General features: G+C 56.1%; 15 protein-coding genes and 1 pseudogene. All 16 read left to right on the top strand.

What is annotated here, in order from left to right; genetic code table 11:
• Window positions 1–1,799, top strand: a 1,799-nt coding sequence (gene nuoG, locus RT613_RS21955) for an NADH-quinone oxidoreductase subunit NuoG (RefSeq protein WP_313618503.1), incomplete at its 5' end; no start/stop codon positions are given.
• Window positions 1,800–1,811: 12 nt separating this feature from the next.
• On the top strand, window positions 1,812–2,855 hold the full coding sequence (nuoH, locus tag RT613_RS21950) for an NADH-quinone oxidoreductase subunit NuoH (RefSeq protein ID WP_313618502.1): 1,044 nt from the start codon (window positions 1,812–1,814) through the stop codon (window positions 2,853–2,855).
• Window positions 2,856–2,891: 36 nt separating this feature from the next.
• Window positions 2,892–3,383 carry an NADH-quinone oxidoreductase subunit NuoI gene (gene nuoI / locus RT613_RS21945; RefSeq protein ID WP_192487564.1) on the top strand — a complete coding sequence of 164 codons (492 nt, stop codon included), beginning with the start codon at window positions 2,892–2,894 and terminating at the stop codon, window positions 3,381–3,383.
• A 136-nt stretch (window positions 3,384–3,519) separates the two neighbouring features.
• Window positions 3,520–4,133: pseudogene (locus RT613_RS21940) on the top strand (NADH-quinone oxidoreductase subunit J).
• Between the two features lie 28 nt (window positions 4,134–4,161).
• On the top strand, window positions 4,162–4,470 hold the full coding sequence (gene nuoK, locus RT613_RS21935) for an NADH-quinone oxidoreductase subunit NuoK (protein WP_313618501.1): 309 nt from the start codon (window positions 4,162–4,164) through the stop codon (window positions 4,468–4,470).
• A 7-nt stretch (window positions 4,471–4,477) separates the two neighbouring features.
• Window positions 4,478–6,478, top strand: coding sequence for an NADH-quinone oxidoreductase subunit L (gene nuoL / locus RT613_RS21930; RefSeq protein WP_313618500.1), 2,001 nt, complete (start codon window positions 4,478–4,480; stop codon window positions 6,476–6,478).
• Window positions 6,478–7,989, top strand: a complete 1,512-nt coding sequence (locus tag RT613_RS21925; protein WP_313618499.1) for an NADH-quinone oxidoreductase subunit M — start codon at window positions 6,478–6,480, stop codon at window positions 7,987–7,989. The genes nuoL and RT613_RS21925 overlap by 1 nt, the downstream gene beginning before the upstream one ends.
• Before the next feature lie 18 nt (window positions 7,990–8,007).
• Window positions 8,008–9,450, top strand: coding sequence for an NADH-quinone oxidoreductase subunit NuoN (gene nuoN, locus RT613_RS21920; RefSeq protein ID WP_313618498.1), 1,443 nt, complete (start codon window positions 8,008–8,010; stop codon window positions 9,448–9,450).
• A gap of 11 nt (window positions 9,451–9,461) precedes the next feature.
• The gene (locus RT613_RS21915) at window positions 9,462–10,217 is read left to right on the top strand and encodes a biotin--[acetyl-CoA-carboxylase] ligase (RefSeq protein ID WP_313618497.1); all 756 of its coding nucleotides are present in this window, start codon (window positions 9,462–9,464) and stop codon (window positions 10,215–10,217) included.
• A 207-nt stretch (window positions 10,218–10,424) separates the two neighbouring features.
• Window positions 10,425–12,092, top strand: a complete 1,668-nt coding sequence (locus RT613_RS21910) for a ribonuclease J (RefSeq protein ID WP_313618496.1) — start codon at window positions 10,425–10,427, stop codon at window positions 12,090–12,092.
• A gap of 103 nt (window positions 12,093–12,195) precedes the next feature.
• On the top strand, window positions 12,196–12,600 hold the full coding sequence (gene mce / locus RT613_RS21905; RefSeq protein WP_313618495.1) for a methylmalonyl-CoA epimerase: 405 nt from the start codon (window positions 12,196–12,198) through the stop codon (window positions 12,598–12,600).
• Between the two features lie 227 nt (window positions 12,601–12,827).
• Window positions 12,828–13,100 carry a DUF1467 family protein gene (locus RT613_RS21900; protein WP_313618494.1) on the top strand — a complete coding sequence of 91 codons (273 nt, stop codon included), beginning with the start codon at window positions 12,828–12,830 and terminating at the stop codon, window positions 13,098–13,100.
• Between the two features lie 670 nt (window positions 13,101–13,770).
• Window positions 13,771–15,093, top strand: a complete 1,323-nt coding sequence (proS, locus tag RT613_RS21895; protein WP_313618493.1) for a proline--tRNA ligase — start codon at window positions 13,771–13,773, stop codon at window positions 15,091–15,093.
• A 22-nt stretch (window positions 15,094–15,115) separates the two neighbouring features.
• Entirely contained in the window at window positions 15,116–16,423 is a 1,308-nt protein-coding gene (locus tag RT613_RS21890; RefSeq protein WP_313618492.1) for a lipoprotein-releasing ABC transporter permease subunit, read from the top strand.
• 14 nt (window positions 16,424–16,437) lie between these two features.
• Window positions 16,438–17,121, top strand: a complete 684-nt coding sequence (locus RT613_RS21885) for an ABC transporter ATP-binding protein (RefSeq protein WP_313618491.1) — start codon at window positions 16,438–16,440, stop codon at window positions 17,119–17,121.
• Window positions 17,122–17,533: 412 nt separating this feature from the next.
• A partial coding sequence (gene dnaE, locus RT613_RS21880; RefSeq protein WP_313618490.1) for a DNA polymerase III subunit alpha occupies window positions 17,534–19,754 on the top strand: 2,221 nt, incomplete at its 3' end.

The raw sequence follows: 19,754 nt of genomic DNA, 5'->3' as shown, positions 1-19,754 counted from the left end.
TGATGGAGTTCCTGCTCATCAACCACCCGCTGGATTGCCCGATCTGCGACCAGGGCGGCGAATGCGACCTTCAGGACCAGGCCATGGCCTTCGGTATTGCCGGTTCGCGTTATGCTGAAAATAAGCGTGCGGTTGAAGACAAGTATATTGGACCGCTCGTAAAGACCGTGATGAACCGCTGCATTCACTGCACGCGCTGCGTTCGCTTTACCACAGAAGTTGCCGGTATTGCTGAACTCGGCCTTATCGGTCGCGGTGAAGACGCTGAAATCACCACTTACCTCGAGCAGGCGATGACATCGGAACTGCAGGGCAACGTTGTTGATCTCTGCCCGGTTGGCGCGCTGACCTCCAAGCCGTTCGCCTTCACGGCCCGTCCGTGGGAACTGAACAAGACCGAAACCATCGACGTGATGGATGCCCTGGGTTCCGCGATCCGCGTTGATACCCGTGGCCGCGAAGTGATGCGCGTCATGCCGCGCGTCAACGAAGCCATCAACGAAGAGTGGATTTCCGACAAGAGCCGCTTCATCTGGGACGGCTTGAAGACCCAGCGTCTGGACCGTCCTTACGTTCGTCAGAACGGCCGTCTGGCTCCAGCATCCTGGGGTGAGGCATTCGCCGCCATCAAGTCCGCTGTCTCCGCAACAAGCGGTGACAAGATCGGTGCGATCGCTGGCGATCTGGCCTCTGTCGAAGAAATGTTCGCCCTCAAGTCGCTGCTGGCATCGCTTGGCTCTGCCAATGTTGATTGCCGCCAGGATGGCACTGCACTCAACCCGGCACTGGGTCGTGCAAGCTACCTTTTTAATGCGACCATTGAAGGTATCGAGCAGGCTGACGCATTGCTGATCATCGGTGCAAACCCACGCTACGAAGCGGCCGTTCTCAACGCCCGCATCCGCAAGCGCTGGCGCCGTGGCGGTTTCCCGATCGGTCTGATCGGTGAAGCTGGCGAGCTGCGTTACTCCTATGACTATCTCGGTTCCGGCACCGATACGCTGAAGGAACTGGTTGATGGTTCGCACAGCTTTGCTGAAAAGCTCAAGGGTGCAAAGAACCCGCTGATCCTGATCGGCCAGGGTGCACTGTCGCGCGCCGATGGCGCTGACGTTCTGGCAACCGCTGCCAAGCTGGCTGTTGCTGTTGGCGCCGTGACCGAAGAGTGGAACGGCTTCTCCGTTCTGCACACTGCGGCTTCCCGCGTTGGTGGTCTTGATCTCGGTTTCGTACCGGGGCAGGGCGGTGTCGCCGCCGCTGAAATGGTATCGTCCATGGACGTGCTGTTCCTGCTCGGTGCAGACGAAATCGATCTGTCTGCCAAGGGTGCGAAGTTCACCGTTTACATCGGTTCGCATGGTGACAACGGCGCAATGAACGCCGACGTGATCCTGCCAGCTGCAGCCTACACCGAAAAGTCCGGCATCTGGGTCAACACCGAAGGTCGCGTCCAGATGGGCACACGCGCTGGTTTCGCACCGGGCGAAGCCCGCGAAGACTGGGCCGTTCTGCGTGCTTTGTCCGACGTTCTTGGTCACAAGCTGCCATTCGATTCCCTGTCGGCTCTGCGTGCACAGCTTTATGCTGCTCATCCGCACTTTGCCGATAGCGATGAAATCGCTGCTGGCAACGCAAAAGATATCGAAGCGCTGGCCAAGAAGGCCGGCAAAATGAACAAGTCCGGGTTTGCTTCGCCCGTGAAGGACTTCTATTTGACGAACCCGATTGCGAGAGCGTCCGCCGTGATGGCCGAATGCTCCGCATTGGCCCGCAACAATTTCAAGGCTGCGGCAGAGTAAGGGCAGGAGATTATGGATTCGTTTTTCTGGAGCTATGTCTGGCCCGCGCTGATCATGATCGGTCAGTCCCTGCTGCTGCTCGTGTGTTTGCTGGTGTCCATCGCCTTCCTTCTGCTGGCCGACCGTAAGGTCTGGGCTGCCGTTCAGTTGCGCCGTGGTCCAAACGTTGTTGGTCCATGGGGTCTTTTTCAGTCCTTCGCCGACCTTTTGAAGTTCATTCTCAAGGAGCCGGTTATTCCGGCCGGTGCCAACAAGGCGGTTTTCCTTCTGGCGCCGCTGGTTGCCGTGACGCTGGCTCTCGCAACCTACGCCGTTATCCCATTTGCGGATGGCTGGGTTGTTGCCAACATCAACGTCGGCATTCTTTATATCTTCGCGATCTCGTCGCTTGAAGTTTACGGCATCATCATGGGCGGTTGGGCTTCCAACTCCAAGTACCCGTTCCTCGGCGCACTTCGTTCCGCCGCGCAGATGGTGTCTTATGAAGTGTCGATCGGTCTCGTCATCGTCACCGTGCTTCTTTGCGTTGGTTCGTTGAACCTGACCGACATCGTTAATGCGCAGCAGACTGGCCTTGGAACAATGATCGGCTTGCCGGCATCCTTCCTGGACTGGCACTGGTTGCCGCTGTTCCCGATGTTCATCGTCTTCTTCATTTCGTGCCTTGCCGAAACCAACCGTCCACCCTTCGATCTTCCAGAAGCGGAATCGGAACTGGTTGCCGGTCACATGGTGGAATATGGCTCGACCCCATACATGATGTTCATGCTCGGTGAGTATGCTGCCATTGTTCTGATGTGCTCGCTCACAACCATCCTGTTCCTCGGTGGCTGGTTGCCAATCGTTGACGTATGGTTCTTGAACTGGGTGCCGGGCATTGTCTGGTTTGCACTCAAGGGCGTCATGGTCTTCTTCATGTTCGCACTGGTGAAGGCATTCGTTCCGCGTTACCGCTATGACCAGTTGATGCGTCTCGGCTGGAAGGTCTTCCTTCCGCTCTCGCTCGCCATGGTCGTTATTGTTGCATTCGTACTCAAGCTGACGGGGATGGCATAATGTCCACTCAGGTCGCTTGCAGATTTGGAGGTTGAGATGGCAAGCCTTTCACAAGCCGTCAATTCACTGTTCCTCAAGGAATTCGTCGGAGCCATTTTCCTGACGATGCGCCACTTCTTCAAACAGAAGGCAACGGTGAACTATCCGTTCGAAAAGGGCCCGGTATCGCCGCGCTTCCGTGGTGAACACGCGTTGCGCCGTTACCCGAATGGCGAAGAGCGTTGCATTGCGTGCAAGCTGTGTGAAGCCATCTGTCCTGCGCAGGCCATTACCATTGAAGCTGGTCCGCGCCGTAATGATGGTACACGCCGTACCGTTCGTTACGACATCGATATGGTGAAGTGCATTTATTGCGGTTTCTGCCAGGAAGCTTGCCCGGTTGATGCAATTGTCGAAGGCCCGAACTTCGAATTTGCGACCGAAACGCGCGAAGAACTTTACTTCGACAAGGCTCGTCTTCTGGAAAATGGCGATCGCTGGGAACGGGAAATCGCGCGCAACCTCGCGCTCGATGCACCGTACCGCTAAGAAAGCATCTTTCCGTGAAGCATCGGTCTTTGCGGAAAACCGGAAATTGTAAGTATGGTCTGCTGGCTTTGCCGCAGGCCTCCAAAAGGGCAGGGTGAAACATTCTCTCGCCCGATCAGGACAAAAAGGCACCAACATGGGTCTGCAGGCTGTATTCTTTTATATATTCGCCTTCGTCGCGGTCGCGTCGGCATTCATGGTCATTTCGGCACGGAACCCGGTTACTCGGTTCTGTTCCTGATCCTGACCTTCTTCAACGCTGCTGGTCTCTTCCTTCTGACGGGAGCCGAATTCCTCGGCATGATCCTGCTGGTCGTTTATGTCGGCGCTGTGGCGGTGCTTTTCCTTTTCGTCGTCATGATGCTTGATGTCGATTTTGCGGAACTGCGCTCGGGCGTCCTGCAATATGCACCGGTCGGTGCATTGATCGGCCTCATTCTGGCGGCCGAACTTGTTGTGGTTATCGGCGGCAGCATGATCTCAACCGAGGCTGCCAAGTCGATCAGCATGCCAATTCCGCCAATCGCGGAGCGCACCAACACGGCAGCGCTCGGCGATGTGCTCTACACACATTACGTCTACTTCTTCCAGCTGGCTGGCCTCGTGCTGCTGGTTGCCATGATCGGCGCGATCGTGCTGACCCTGCGTCACCGCACGGACATCAAGCGTCAGGACATTTCGAAGCAGGTTGCCCGCGATCCGAAGACGGCTATCGAAGTCGTCAAGGTCAAGCCGGGGCAGGGTATCTGAGGCGCGGACGGATCAAGGAACAGAAATTATGGAAATCGGACTTTCCCACTACCTGACGCTCAGCGCCATTCTCTTCACGCTCGGCGTGTTCGGTATATTCCTGAACCGCAAGAACGTCATCGTCATCCTGATGTCGATCGAATTGATCCTGCTGGCCGTGAACCTGAACATGGTCGCGTTCTCGCACTTCCTGAACGACATTGTTGGCCAGGTCTTCGCGTTGTTCATTCTGACTGTTGCTGCTGCTGAAGCCGCTATCGGTCTTGCAATACTCGTTGTCTTCTACCGCAACCGCGGCTCGATTGCCGTGGAAGACGTTAATATGATGAAGGGCTGATAAGGCTATGATCTATAAGGCTATCGTCTTTCTGCCGCTTATCGGCTTCCTGATCGCAGGTCTGTTTGGCCGCTCGATCGGTGCCAAGGCTTCGGAATATGTCACCAGCGGTCTGATGATCGTTGTCGCAATCCTGTCCTGGATTGTTTTCTTCAACGTTGCGCTCGGCCATCACGGCGAGGGTGGTGAAGTTATCAAGGTTGAAGTCCTGCGCTGGATCCAGTCCGGCGGCATCGATGTCCAGTGGGCATTCCGTATCGACACGCTGACGGCAATCATGTTCGTCGTGGTCAACACCGTATCGACACTGGTTCACCTGTATTCGATCGGCTACATGCACCACGATCCGCATCGCCCGCGTTTCTTTGCATACCTGTCGCTGTTTACCTTCGCGATGTTGATGCTGATCACTTCCGACAACCTGCTGCAGATGTTCTTCGGCTGGGAAGGCGTGGGTCTGGCTTCTTATCTGCTCATTGGCTTCTGGTTCAAGAAACCGTCGGCCTCTGCGGCTGCCATGAAGGCGTTCATCGTCAACCGCGTTGGTGACTTTGGTTTCATCCTCGGCATTTCCGGCGTCTTCGTTCTGTTCGGTTCGATCAACTTTGAAACGATCTTTGCGGCCGCCAGCACCTATCTGCCTGCAGAAGGCGCCGCATCCACCGACGCTGTCATCAACCTGTTCGGCATGCAGCTGGACAAGGGCCATGCGATAACGGCTGTCTGCCTGCTTTTGTTCATGGGTTCGATGGGTAAGTCTGCGCAGTTCCTGCTGCACACCTGGCTGCCGGACGCCATGGAAGGCCCGACACCTGTGTCGGCCCTCATTCACGCTGCAACCATGGTGACCGCGGGTGTCTTCCTCGTTGCCCGTATGTCGCCGCTGTTTGAACTGTCGCCGGATGCTTTGACCTTCGTGACACTGATCGGTGCGATCACTGCATTCTTTGCAGCGACCGTTGGTCTGGTGCAGAACGATATCAAGCGCGTTATTGCGTATTCGACCTGTTCGCAGCTCGGTTACATGTTCGTGGCTCTCGGCGTTGGCGCTTACGGTGCTGCCGTGTTCCACCTGTTCACGCACGCCTTCTTCAAGGCGCTGTTGTTCCTTTGCGCAGGTTCGGTCATCCACGCTGTGGATGGTGAGCAGGACATGCGTTACATGGGTGGTCTGCGCAAGCACATCCCCATCACCTTCTGGACGATGACCATTGGTACGCTGGCTCTGACCGGTGTTGGTATCCCTGGTACTGTTATCGGTTTTGCCGGTTTCTTCTCCAAGGACGCGATCATCGAATCCGCCTTTGCCTCGCATTCCAGCCTCGGCGGTTTCGCCTTCACGCTGCTGGTTATCGCGGCTCTGTTCACCAGCTTCTATTCATGGCGCCTCGCATTCATGACCTTCTTCGGCAAGCCACGCGCTTCTGCAGATGTCATGCACCATGTTCATGAATCGCCGATGATCATGCTGGTTCCGCTGTTCATCCTCACTGCTGGTGCACTGTTCTCTGGTGTGTTCTTTGTCGAATACTTCTTCGGCCACCACTATGAGGAATTCTGGAAGGGTGCACTGTTCACCGGTCCTGAAAACCACATCGTGCATGAGTTCCACAATGTTCCGAAGTGGGTAAAGTGGAGCCCGTTTGCGGCCATGGCTCTTGGTTTCGTGACCGCCTGGTACATGTATATCAAGTCGCCTTCGACACCGAAGCGTCTGGCCGAGACACACCGTGGCCTCTACCAGTTCCTGCTCAACAAGTGGTATTTCGATGAGCTGTACGACTTCCTGTTCGTTCGCTCGGCCAAAGCCCTTGGCAAGTTCCTGTGGAAGAAGGGTGACGTCGCCGTCATCGACACCTACGGACCAAACGGCGTTGCAGCACGCGTGGTTGATGTAACCAACCGCATCGTTCGCCTGCAATCCGGTTACCTCTATCACTATGCCTTTGCGATGCTGATTGGTATCGCGGCCCTTGTTACCTGGATGATGCTCGGGAGTGCCCTGTAATGACCGATTGGCCAATTCTTTCAACGGTCACGTTCCTGCCGCTGGTGGGCGTCGCACTTCTGCTGCTGACGAATGAAAACGGTCCGTATGGTCGCCGTAATATTCTGAACGTCTCCCTGCTGACGACAGTGTTCACCTTTATCGTGTCGCTGTTCATCTGGATCGGTTTCGACAATTCGAACCCGGGCTTCCAGATGGTTGAGAAGCACGCATGGTTTGGCGAAATTGCTGCCTACCATCTGGGTGTCGACGGCATTTCCATGCTGTTCGTCATCCTCACCACTTTCCTGATGCCGTTCTGTGTTCTGGCCAGCTGGAACTCGGTTGAAAAGCGCATCAAGGAATACATGATCGCCTTCCTTCTTCTGGAAGTGGTCATGATCGGTGTGTTCGTCGCTCTCGACGTTGTTCTGTTCTACGTCTTCTTTGAAGCAACGCTGATCCCGATGTTCGTGATCATTGGTGTGTGGGGTGGCAAGGATCGCGTTTATGCATCCTACAAGTTCTTCCTCTACACGCTGCTCGGCTCCGTTCTGACCATGCTCGCCATCATGGCGATGTACTGGCAGGCTGGTACCACCGACATCACCGAGCTGCTGAAGTTTGGCTTCCCGGCCGGGATGCAGACATGGCTGTGGCTTGCATGTTTTGCAGCTTTTGCGGTGAAGATGCCAATGTGGCCGGTCCACACCTGGCTTCCAGATGCGCACGTTCAGGCACCGACTGCTGGTTCCGTTATCCTGGCTGGCGTCATGCTGAAGCTTGGCGGTTACGGTTTCATCCGCTTCTCGCTGTCGATGTTCCCGCTGGCGTCGGACTATTTCGCGCCCTTCGTCTTCACACTGTCTGTTCTTGCCATCATCTACACCTCGCTGGTTGCGCTGATGCAGGAAGACATCAAGAAGCTGATTGCGTATTCGTCCGTTGCCCACATGGGTTACGTGACCATGGGTATCTTTGCAGCCAACGTGCAGGGTCTGCAGGGCGCTATCTTCCAGATGCTGTCTCACGGTATCGTGTCGGGTGCGCTCTTCCTTTGCGTGGGCGTTGTTTATGATCGCCTGCACACGCGTGACATTGCCGCTTACGGTGGTCTGGTCAACAACATGCCGAAATATGCTGTTGCCTTCATGATCTTCACCATGGCCAATGTTGGCCTGCCTGGTACCTCTGGCTTCATCGGCGAATTCCTGACCCTGGTCGGCGTTTTCCGTGCAAACACCTGGGTTGCGCTGTTTGCAGCCACCGGTGTTATCCTTTCTGCCGCCTATGCGCTGTGGCTCTACCGCCGCGTCATTTTCGGTGCGCTTGAAAAGGAAAGCCTCAAGTCCATGCTTGATCTGTCCCCACGTGAACAGGTCATCCTCTACCCGCTTGTTGTCCTGACGATCTTCTTCGGTGTCTATCCGGCGCCGGTATTCGATGCGACTGCCGCATCGGTGGATCTCGTGATTAACAACTATACGGCTGCATTGCAGGCGGCGCAAAATGTTGCGCTTACTTTGAATTGACGACAGGACCCGTTGGACATGACCGCTGAACTTCTCTTAGCCAGTCTGCATATCGCGACACCGGAACTGATCCTTGCGGTCGGTGCCCTGGCGTTGCTCATGGTTGGCGTCTTCTCCGGCGACAAGTCGACAACGACAGTCACGGGTCTTGCCGTGGCCTTGCTCGTCGTCGCGGGTCTCTGGATCGTCTTTAGCCCCGCAAGTGGTGAGGCCTTCGGCGGCGCTTTTGTCGCCGATGCCTTCGGTAACTTCATGAAGGTCATTGCCCTGATCGGTGCGATCGTGGCCATGATCCTTGCCATCGGCCACAACCGTGTCGAACCGATTGGTCGTTTCGAATATCCGGTGTTGCTGGTGCTTGCCTCCCTCGGCATCCTGCTGATGATCTCGGCAAACGACATGATCTCGCTTTACATGGCGCTCGAGCTGCAGTCGCTTGCACTCTACGTCATCTGCGCCATCAACCGTGACAGCCTGCGCTCCACGGAAGCTGGTCTGAAGTATTTCGTGCTCGGTGCGCTGTCGTCCGGCATGCTGCTTTACGGCATGTCGCTGGTGTACGGTTTCACCGGCAACACCGGCTTTGAAGAAATTGCCAAGGTTCTGGCGGCAGAAAACCGTTCGCTCGGCCTGGTCTTTGGTCTGGTGTTCGTGCTGGCCGGTCTTGCATTCAAGATCTCTGCCGTGCCGTTCCACATGTGGACGCCTGACGTTTACGAAGGTGCGCCAACCCCGGTAACAGCCTTCCTGTCCGCTGCTCCAAAAATCGGTGCAATGGCCATTCTGGTTCGTATCGTTGTCGAAGCCTTCCAGCCGGTATTTGCTGACTGGCAGCAGATTGTCGTGTTCATCTCGATCGCGTCCATGCTGCTGGGTTCGTTTGCCGCTATCGGCCAGCGCAACATCAAGCGTCTGATGGCCTATTCTTCCATCGGTCATATGGGTTACGCACTTGTCGGTCTTGCTGCCGGCACCGAAGCGGGCATCTCAGGTGTTGTCATGTACATGACCGTTTACATGGTCATGACGCTCGGTACCTTCGCCTGCATTCTGTCCATGCGTCGCAAGGAAATCGGCAATGTCGAATCGGTTGACGATCTGGCAGGCCTGTCCTCCACCAACCCGTTCATGGCCGTTGTGCTGACCGCCCTGATGTTCTCGCTGGCCGGCATTCCGCCACTGGCAGGCTTCTTCGGTAAGTACTTCGTGTTCCTGGCGGCCATTGAAGCCAAGCTTTATGCACTGGCCATCATTGGTGTGGTTGGCTCGGTTGTCGGCGCCTTCTATTACCTGCGTGTCGTCAAGGTCATGTGGTTTGACGAAGCCAAGGGTGAGTTCGAGCGTCCTGCCATCGAACACCGCATCGTTTATGCACTGTCCGGTATCTTCGTTCTGGCCTTCATCCTGTTTGGTGGCCCGGTCGGAAACGCAGTCAACGCTGCTGCCAAGACATTCTTTTGAGCAGTTCAAGCATGAGACCCGGCCGGAATTTCCTTGATGAATTCCGGCATGAGGGTCTGGATGAAACCTCATCGACCAACTTTGAATGTTTCGCCCGCGCAAAAGCGGGCGAAACTGGTAATCTCTGGGTTACCGCCGCCCGCCAGACAGGCGGGCGAGGCCGGCGCGGCAGACCATGGGTCTCAGAGCGCGGCAATCTCTACGCTTCCCTTCTGCTGATTGATCCATCTGCGCCCGAACACATGGGCTCTTTGCCTTTGGCCTTCGCGCTCGGTGTTTACCGCGCCGTGCGGGCAGTGTTGCCAGCCGGTGGCGAGCCGCTGGAGATCAAATGGCCAAACGATATCCTGATCGGTCGCAAGAAGACCTGCGGTATTCTGATGGAAGCGGAATTTTTGGCTGACGGTCGTCGTGCCATCGTCAGTGGCATCGGCATCAACATTGCCCATAAGCCTGACAATCCGGCCTATCCGGTCACCATGCTGTCGGAGCACGGCGCATCCTGCTCACCGGATGAACTTTTTGCCCATCTGTTTCGCGAAACGGCAGAGGTGCTCAGCATCTGGAACCGAGGGCAGGGCGTTGGTGAAATCATGGCCGCCTGGCGGGCGGCTGCCTGCGGCATTGGCGAGCGCATTACCGTTAATCTGCCGGACCGTTCCATATCCGGACGATTTACGGGAATCGATGATAATGGTTTTCTGTTGCTGGACGAAGATGATGGCCCGTTGCGCGCCATTGCCGCCGGTGATGTGTTTTTTGGCTGATCGAACCACGAGCTGACCTTGGGTCGCTCATCGGTTGAAGTCTTTTGAATTTGGAGCATCCTTGCTGCTCGAAAATGGCAAGGCGTCATTACGGGTGCGCACCGGCTCCGTGAAACTGGCGGTTTGTAAGAAAATGCCGGTGTTTGAAAGCGGTCATGAAGCAGGAGTGCGTTTGCTGCCTCCTTCACCGCTATGTGGAAAAGAAAAATGTCGAAACAGGACGAACTGGTATTCCTGCCACTGGGTGGCGTTGGCGAAATCGGTATGAATTTGGCGCTGTATGGTTATGGCCCGGCCGCCAAGCGTGAATGGATCATGGTGGATTGCGGTGTCACCTTTGCCGGGCTTGATCTGCCAGGTGTCGATCTGGTGCTGCCTGATATCAGCTACATCGAGGCACAGAAAAAAAACCTCAAGGGCATCATCATCACCCACGCGCATGAAGACCATTATGGTGCGCTCAATGATCTTTGGCCGGGCCTGAATGTGCCGGTGTTCGCGTCCGGCTTTACGGCTGGCATGCTGGAAGCCAAGCGCAATTACGAAGGTACCCGCGCTGAAATTCCAATCACGCCGTTCAAGGCCGGTGATCGTATCAATGTCGGCCCGTTCGAAATCGAGGCCGTCGGCGTCAACCATTCCATCCCCGAGCCAATGTCGCTGGTCATTCGCACGCCGCTTGGCAATGTCGTTCACACCGGCGACTGGAAGATCGATGAAGAGCCATCGCTTGGCCCATTGACCGACGAGGCACGTTTCCGTGCCGTCGGCGATGAGGGTGTGCTTGCGCTTTTGTGCGACAGCACCAACGCTGTGCGTGATGGTATTTCGCCATCCGAACACGAGGTCTCGGAAGGCCTGCGTCAGATCATCGTAAATGCCAAGGGCAGGGTGGCCATCACCACCTTCTCGTCGAATGTCGGACGTATCCGTTCGATTGCCCAGGCAGCGGAAGCCGCCGGCCGCGAAGTGCTGCTGCTTGGCAGCTCCTTGAAGCGCGTTGTCAACGTCGCCCAGGATATCGGCATCATGGAAGGCATCAAGCCTTTCCTGGCGGAAGATGAATATGGCTATATTCCGCGTGACAAGGTTGTTCTTATCCTGACCGGCTCCCAGGGCGAGGCGCGTGCCGCACTTGCCAAGCTGTCGCGTGATGAAATGCGCAATGTGGCGTTGGCTTCAGGTGACACGGTGGTATTTTCCTCCCGTGCCATCCCCGGCAATGAAAAGGCGATCATCGATATCAAGAACGGCCTGATCGAGCAGGGCGTGCATATCGTCACCGACAATGAAGCGTTGGTGCATGTGTCGGGCCATCCCCGCCGCAATGAACTCCTCAGAATGTATGAGTGGACCCGCCCGCAGATCGTTGTGCCTGTGCATGGTGAAGCTGCCCATCTGGTGGCCCAGAAGGAATTGGCCGAGCAGGCCGGCATCCAGACTGTGCCAAAGGTCCGCAATGGCAATATCCTGCGTCTGGCTCCCGGTCCGGTCGAAGTCATTGATGATGCGCCGCATGGCCGTGTCTTCAAGGATGGCAAGCTGATGGGTGATTTCGAGGAGATGGGCATCGGCGACCGACGCAAGCTGTCCTTCGCGGGTCATGTCTCCGTCAACGTCGTGCTCGACAGCCGCTTTGACTTCGTGGGCGATCCGGATGTTGTACCCTTTGGTCTGCCGGAGTTTGATGACGAAGGCGAGGACATGGAAGACACGCTCTATGATGCCGTTCTGGGCGCTGTGGAGAGCATTCCGCGCAGCAAGCGCAAGGACCTCGATATGGTGCGCGAAGCCGTCCGACGTGCCGTGCGCGCCGCTGCAAACCAGAGCTGGGGCAAAAAGCCAGTTGTTACGGTCTTCCTGACCAAGGTCTAAAAGACTTAGACGATAACGCCGTTTTAAAATGACATGGGCAATGAAACTGCCCATGTCGAAAAAATGCTCAATTGGGCATGTCAGTTCAGCTACGGGAGGGGCTATGCTGGGACGTATCAATCATGTGGCATTGGCTGTGCCGGATCTTTCCGCAGCCGAATCTGCCTACCGCGACACTCTGGGCGCCCGCGTTTCTGCCCGGCAACTTTTGCCTGAGCACGGCGTGACCGTGGTGTTTGTCGAGCTCCCCAATTCCAAGGTCGAATTGCTGGAGCCGCTGGGTGAAAACTCACCGATCGCGGCGTTTCTGGAAAAGAATCCGGCCGGCGGCATGCACCACATCTGTTACGAGGTGGAAGACATCCTTACCGCCCGCGACCAGCTTAAACAGTCCGGTGCACGGGTGCTGGGCGATGGCGATCCGAAAATCGGCGCCCATGGCAAACTGGTTCTCTTTCTGCATCCCAAGGATTTTTTCGGCACACTGATCGAGCTAGAACAGGTGTAAGGACCCGCAGTTAAAGTGAAATCTCACACCCCGCATGATGCAGAAAGCGATTCAGAAACAGCGCCTTGTCGGCAAAACGTGAATCATTTTATGCGCTTCGCTTCCAACTAAACCGGACAGGCGTTGTATGGATGGGACATGCGGTGAAGCGATGAATAAGCGATGTCGCCTGATGCTTTTGGCGCGATCTTCTCTATAGTGACAACAAAAACTGATAGCGGGTGCCCATGACTTTTCTATCCTATTTCGCCATCTATTTCGTCATCTGGTGGACAACGCTCTTTGTCGTGTTGCCCATTGGTTTGCGAACCCAGGCGGAAGAGGGGGAAGTGCTGCCCGGAACGGTTGCCAGTGCGCCTGCACGGTTCAGGGGGCTGAAGGTCATCGCGCTCAACACGGTTGTGTCGGCTGCCTTGCTGGCCGCCTGGCTTTTGCTGACCTGGTGGTTCAATTTTGAGCTGGAAGATATCTTCGAGCTGTTCCCGATGTTCAATCGCTGAGACTGAGCGCCACCTTTTAAAGAAGCGGCAGAGCGAATCTCGTCGCTTTTGCTGTCCTGCGACGCGGCAGGACACACCATTCGTCGCGAAGCGGCGGCTTATAGCACAATAACCTGTCACATGCCTGTCATGAGTCTGGGGCAGAGAGTTCCCGACAAAATTTGTGTACTTGACAGTCGCAATTTGGCCGAAATTTGCACTGCTTCGTTTTATGACTTGCTGAAAAGCAAAAAAAAACAAGGCGTTGAAGCCTTGTTTTCTAATTTTCGCGTGATCTGTAACCGTTGCCGGGGCAGCGACAAAGCGCGCCTAAGATCTGATCCTCCCAAGACTGACCGCGAAATTGGCAGGAATTTGTTCTTCATGCCTGTTTTATGAGCTAAGGCTAGCTCAATCCTTGGTGCTTGTCATCAGAATTTTTGCATTTTTGCTACACTCGGCAAAAATTTCTCCCTTGGGCGATATGTCGCAATGCTTGCGGCAAAAATATTCTTCGAACACACGCAATGAGAGATGTTGATGTCGCAAAACCGTCATGTGCGTGCTTTTTGGTGTTGTCTTGTGCCGGGTTTCCTTCTGTCTGGGAAACGGTTATGAACGGCGCAAACAGCCCTTTGTTGCGGCGATTCCCGGCTGGAGAGCCCGGTTCGCCAAAGTCACGGAATCCGATATGCGTCTCAGCCGTTATTTCATGCCCATCCTCAAGGAAAATCCCAAGGAAGCGGAGATCGTTTCGCATCGCCTTATGCTGCGTGCAGGCATGATCCGCCAGCACTCGCAGGGCATCTATTCCTGGCTGCCACTGGGCAAGCGCGTTCTGGACAAGGTCAACAAGATCGTTCGTGAAGAACAGAACCGCGCTGGCGCGGTTGAGCTTCTAATGCCGACCTTGCAGTCTGCCGAGCTGTGGCAGGAGAGCGGTCGTTACGAAGACTACGGCAAGGAAATGCTGCGCATCAAGGACCGTCAGGACCGACAGATGCTGTACGGGCCAACCAACGAGGAAATGATCACCGACATTTTCCGGTCTTACGTCAAGTCCTACAAGAACCTGCCACTGAACCTCTACCACATTCAGTTGAAGTTCCGTGACGAGCTGCGCCCACGTTTTGGCACCATGCGCTCGCGCGAGTTCCTGATGAAGGATGCCTATTCTTTCGACCTGACGAAGGAAGGTGCCATCCACTCCTATAACAAGATGTTCACTGCTTACCTGCGCACCTTCTCGCGTCTTGGTCTGCGTGCCATTCCAATGCGCGCCGATACCGGCCCGATCGGTGGCAACCACAGCCATGAATTCATCATTCTGGCCGACACCGGTGAATCGGAAGTCTTCTGCCACAAGAGTTTCCTCGACCGCGACATTCCTGCTGCCGACACCAACTTTGATGATGTCGCCGCTCTGCAGGACGTGTTCAACGACTGGACAGCCGATTACGCTGCCACCTCTGAAATGCACGACGAAGCCGCTTATGACGCGATGCCGGAAGGCGAACGCATTTCGGCACGCGGTATTGAAGTGGGTCACATCTTCTATTTCGGCACGAAATATTCCGAGCCGATGGGTGCAAAGGTTCAGGGTCCGGACGGCAAGGAACACCTTGTCCACATGGGTTCCTATGGCATTGGACCAACACGCCTTGTTCCCGCCATCATTGAAGCATCGCATGACGAAAACGGAATCATCTGGCCGGAATCGGTCGCCCCGTTCGATGTTGTCATCATCAACATGAAGGCTGGCGACGCAGCAACGGATGCCGCATGTGAGAAGCTGTATTACACGCTTTCCAATGCCGGCAAGGACGTGCTGTACGACGATACGGATGACCGCGCAGGCCAGAAGTTTGCAACAGCCGATCTGATCGGTGTTCCGTTGCAGATCATTGTCGGACCACGTTCGGTTGCCAATGGTGAAGTTGAAGTGAAGAACCGCAAGTCCGGCGAGCGTGAGAATGTCACGATCGAAGCCGCCTTGAACAGGGTCCTCGGTTAAGCGGCTGGGGCAGGGAGACGAAATGGCAAAAGCCGGGGCTGAAGACGCTGCTGGTTCCTCCATAAAGGATACAGCTGCGCGGCCGTTTTCGGCCTTCGAGCGTATGGTGGCTTGGCGCTACCTGCGCGCCCGCCGCAAGGAGGCGTTCATTTCGGTGATCGCCGGGTTTTCCTTTGTTGGCATCATGCTGGGTGTGGCAACGCTCATCATCGTCATGGCGGTGATGAACGGTTTCCGCACCGAGCTTATTTCCCGCATTCTGGGCATCAACGGCCACATGGTTGTGCAGCCGATTGATAGTCCCTTCAACAATTACGATGAGCTGGCAAAGAAATTTGCCGGCATCAAGGGCATCACCATGGCGCTGCCATTGGTCGAGGGCCAAACCCTTGCGCAGGGCCGCGCCGGTGCTGGCAGCGGCGCGCTGGTGCGCGGCGTGCGTGGCGAAGACATTGAGAAGCTGAAAGAAGTCTCCACCAATATCAAGGTTGGTGATCTCGTCGGTTACATGTCGGGTGAGGGCGTGCTGGTTGGTTCCCGTCTGGCGTCGTCGCTGGGTGTTACGGCCGGTGACCAGATCACGCTGATTGCGCCTGAAGGCGATATCACGCCGATGGGTGTCAATCCACGCGTCAAATCCTACACCATCTCGGGTGTCTTCGAGATCGGCATGTCGGAATACGACGCCTCCATGGTGTATATGCCGCTTCCCGAAGCGCAGCTTTATTTCAACGCTGATGGTCTCGTGCAATCGATCGAACTGTTCGTGGAACATCCAGACCAGGTTGATACGCTGCGTCCACTGGTGGAAGAGGCGGCAGGCCGGCAGATCTACATCACCGACTGGCGTCAGCGGAACCAGACCTTCTTCTCGGCACTTCAGGTAGAACGCAACGTGATGTTCATGATCCTGACGCTGATCGTGCTGGTCGCGGCGCTCAACATCATTTCCGGCCTGATCATGCTGGTGAAGGACAAGGGCAGTGACATCGCCATTTTGCGCACCATGGGCGCAAGTTCGGGCGCGGTGATGCGTATCTTCTTCATGACCGGTGCAGCCATCGGTCTGGTGGGCACCTTTGCAGGTGTGCTGCTGGGTGTGATCGTCTGCCTGAACGTGGAATCGATCCGCCAGTTCTTCTCGTGGATTTCGGGCACGGTGCTGTTTGACCCGCAGCTTTATTTCCTCAGCCAGTTGCCGGCTGAAATGGATATCAGCGAAACCATTTCCGTGGTGATCATGGCGCTGACGCTGTCGTTCATCGCCACGATCTTCCCTGCATGGCGGGCCTCCAAGCTCGACCCTGTGCAGGCTCTGCGATACGAATAAGGACCGCGTCGACCATGAGCAGAAAAACCGCGTTGCGGCTGACGGGCGTACACAGAAGTTACGGGCAGGGGGAGAATGTTCTCAACATTCTCAACAATGCCGAATTCGAAATGAAAAGCGGCGAGATCGTTGCGCTGGTCGCACCATCGGGTACCGGGAAATCCACACTCCTGCATCTGGCCGGATTGTTGGAGCATCCCGACGAGGGTGAGGTCTATGTGGACGGCGTGCCCTGCGGCACACTGGCTGATGACAAGCGGACGGCCATCCGCCGCAGCGATATCGGCTTCGTTTACCAGTTCCATCACCTGCTGCCGGAATTCACGGCGCTTGAAAACATCATGATGCCGCAGCTGATTGCCGGCCTTTCCGACAAGGAAGCCCGCCAGCGCGCAGCGCAGCTGCTCGACTACATGCGGATCGGCCACCGGGCCGATCACCGCCCGGCAGAGCTTTCCGGCGGTGAACAGCAGCGTGTTGCCATTGCCCGCGCCGTTGCCAATGCCCCGCTATTGCTGCTGGCCGATGAACCGACCGGCAACCTGGATCCGGAAACGGCACATTATGTTTTTGATGCGCTGGAAGCATTGGTTCGCCAGTCCGGCCTGGCGGCATTGATCGCAACGCACAATCACGATCTTGCAGCCCGCATGGACAGGCGTGTGACGATCAGCGAAGGCAAGATTGTCGCGTTCTGATAGCTGCTGCAAAATTGAATGACATGCAAAACCCGGCCTCATCAGCCGGGTTTTCTTTTGGCCGTTTGAAACGCGGGCAGGGAACCGATTGGGCCGCTCAGACCTTTAAATTTAGGGTGTGAAAAACAGAATACAAAAATGTGTTGACTTTGAAACAAAATGAGAACAAATTGGAAACATAACGAGTAAGGAGAGTCCAATGACCGACATTATCCGTGACGTTGCAGCCTTCGCCTCTATCGCTGTCTTTGTTGCCAGCTTCTCGATGATCCTGACGGCGCTTTAAGTTATTTCACTGCACGCAACGCTTTTTCCGTGCGGTTGTCCTCATTGTTCTTGCGGCTTTGCTGTGGACTTTGTGGGGTGAACGATAGAAAATCTCCCGTGATTCAGAACACGGGATATCAGGCGAATGAGTGAGAACAACTCCACCATTGAACATGCAGGACAGGCGCGTGGAACGCCCGGTTTCGTGCATCTTCGGGTTCACTCAGCCTATTCGCTTCTGGAAGGCGCTCTGCCTCTTAAAAAGGTCATGTCCAAGGCTGTTGCCGATGGGCAGCCAGCCATTGCCATAACCGATACGAACAATCTGTTCGTCGCGCTCGAATTTTCCGAAAAGGCACGGGATGAGGGACTGCAGCCCATCATCGGTTGCCAGGTGTCCGTCGATATGGAGGACGCAACGGAAGACCGGCGTCCGAACAACAATCTTGCCAAACTGCCTGCTCTTGTATTCCTCGCTGCCACCGCTGCGGGTTACGAACGGCTGGTTGATCTTGTCAGCCGCGCCTATCTCGACGGTGAAAGCGGGCAGTCCGTGCGCGTCAATCGCTCATGGCTGGAAGAGGGCGATAATAGCGGTTTGATCGTGTTGACCGGTGCATCCGGCGGTCCGGTGGATATTGCGCTTAGAGAGGGTCACACCGCTCAGGCTGAACGACGTCTGTTGGCGTTGAAGGGCCTGTTCGGTGACCGGCTTTATATGGAGTTGCAGCGTCAGGGTAATTATGACCGGGCGCATGAGCGCCGCGTTGTCACGTTGGCTTACGAACATGATGTGCCGCTGGTTGCCACCAACGAAGCCTTTTTCCCGTCGCGTGCCGATTATGAGGCCCATGATGCGCTGATGGCGGTGGCCCACAATGCCATCGTTTCCGATGATAGCCGCTTCCGCCTGACACCGGATCACTACCTCAAGAGCCGTGAGGAGATGGTAAAGCTGTTTTCCGATCTGCCAGAGGCGTTGGAAAACACCGTCGAAGTTGCGCAGCGTTGCTCCTATGTGCTGAAAAAACGCGGGCCTATTCTGCCGCGTTTCACCGGCGCCAGCGAAGACACCGAAGCCGCTGAAAAGGCAGAGGCGCAGGAACTGCGTCGCCAGGCCGTTGAAGGTCTGGATATGCGCATCGAGAAGCTCGGTATTGCCGATGGCTATACGGAAGAGGAATATCGCGAGCGTCTGGACTTCGAGCTCTCCATTATCGAGCGCATGAAATTCCCTGGCTACTTCCTGATCGTTGCCGACTTTATCAAATGGGCGAAGGTCCATGACATCCCGGTTGGTCCCGGTCGTGGTTCCGGTGCGGGCTCTCTGGTTGCTTACGCGCTGACCATCACCGACGTTGACCCGCTGCGCTTTTCGCTGCTCTTCGAACGCTTCCTCAATCCGGAACGCGTATCGATGCCCGACTTCGATATCGACTTCTGCCAGGATCGCCGCGAAGAGGTGATCCGCTATGTGCAGCAGAAATACGGCCGCGAGCAGGTCGCCCAGATCATCACCTTCGGTTCGCTGCAGGCCCGTGCGGCCTTGCGTGACGTTGGTCGCGTGCTTGAAATGCCTTACGGTCAGGTCGACAAGATCTGTAAGCTGGTGCCCAACAACCCGGCCAATCCGACACCACTCTCCAAGGCCATCGAGGAAGAACCGAGACTGCGCGAAGAGGCGGATGCTGAACCTGTCGTGGCGCGTCTTCTGGATATCGCCCAGAAGATCGAAGGTCTCTATCGTCACGCCTCGACCCACGCCGCCGGTATCGTGATCGGCGACCGTCCGTTGTCGAAGCTGGTGCCGATGTACCGCGATCCGCGCTCCGACATGCCGGTGACCCAGTTCAACATGAAGTGGGTGGAAAGTGCTGGCCTCGTCAAGTTCGACTTTCTCGGTCTGAAGACCCTGACCGTCTTGAAGGTCGCGGTCGATTTTGTCGCCAAGCGCGGCATTCATGTCGATCTGGCCAGCATTCCGCTGGATGACCAGAAGACCTATGAAATGCTGTCGCGTGGTGAAACCATCGGCGTGTTCCAGGTGGAAAGTGCCGGCATGCGCAAGGCGCTGATTGGTATGCGCCCAGACTGTATCGAGGACATCATTGCGCTCGTGGCGCTTTATCGTCCGGGTCCGATGGAAAACATTCCGGTCTACAACGCCCGTAAGCATGGCGAAGAGGAACTGGAATCGATCCATCCGATGATCGACCACCTGCTGAAAGAAACACAGGGCGTTATCATCTACCAGGAACAGGTGATGCAGATCGCCCAGGTTCTGTCCGGTTACTCGCTTGGTGAAGCTGACCTTCTGCGCCGCGCCATGGGTAAGAAGATCAAGGAGGAAATGGACAAGCAGCGCG

It is taken from the genome of Agrobacterium sp., assembly GCF_032092815.1.
Lineage (GTDB): Bacteria > Pseudomonadota > Alphaproteobacteria > Rhizobiales > Rhizobiaceae > Agrobacterium.
Note: the sequence above shows the minus strand (reverse complement) of the source record. Positions and strands in the feature narration are given on the sequence as shown.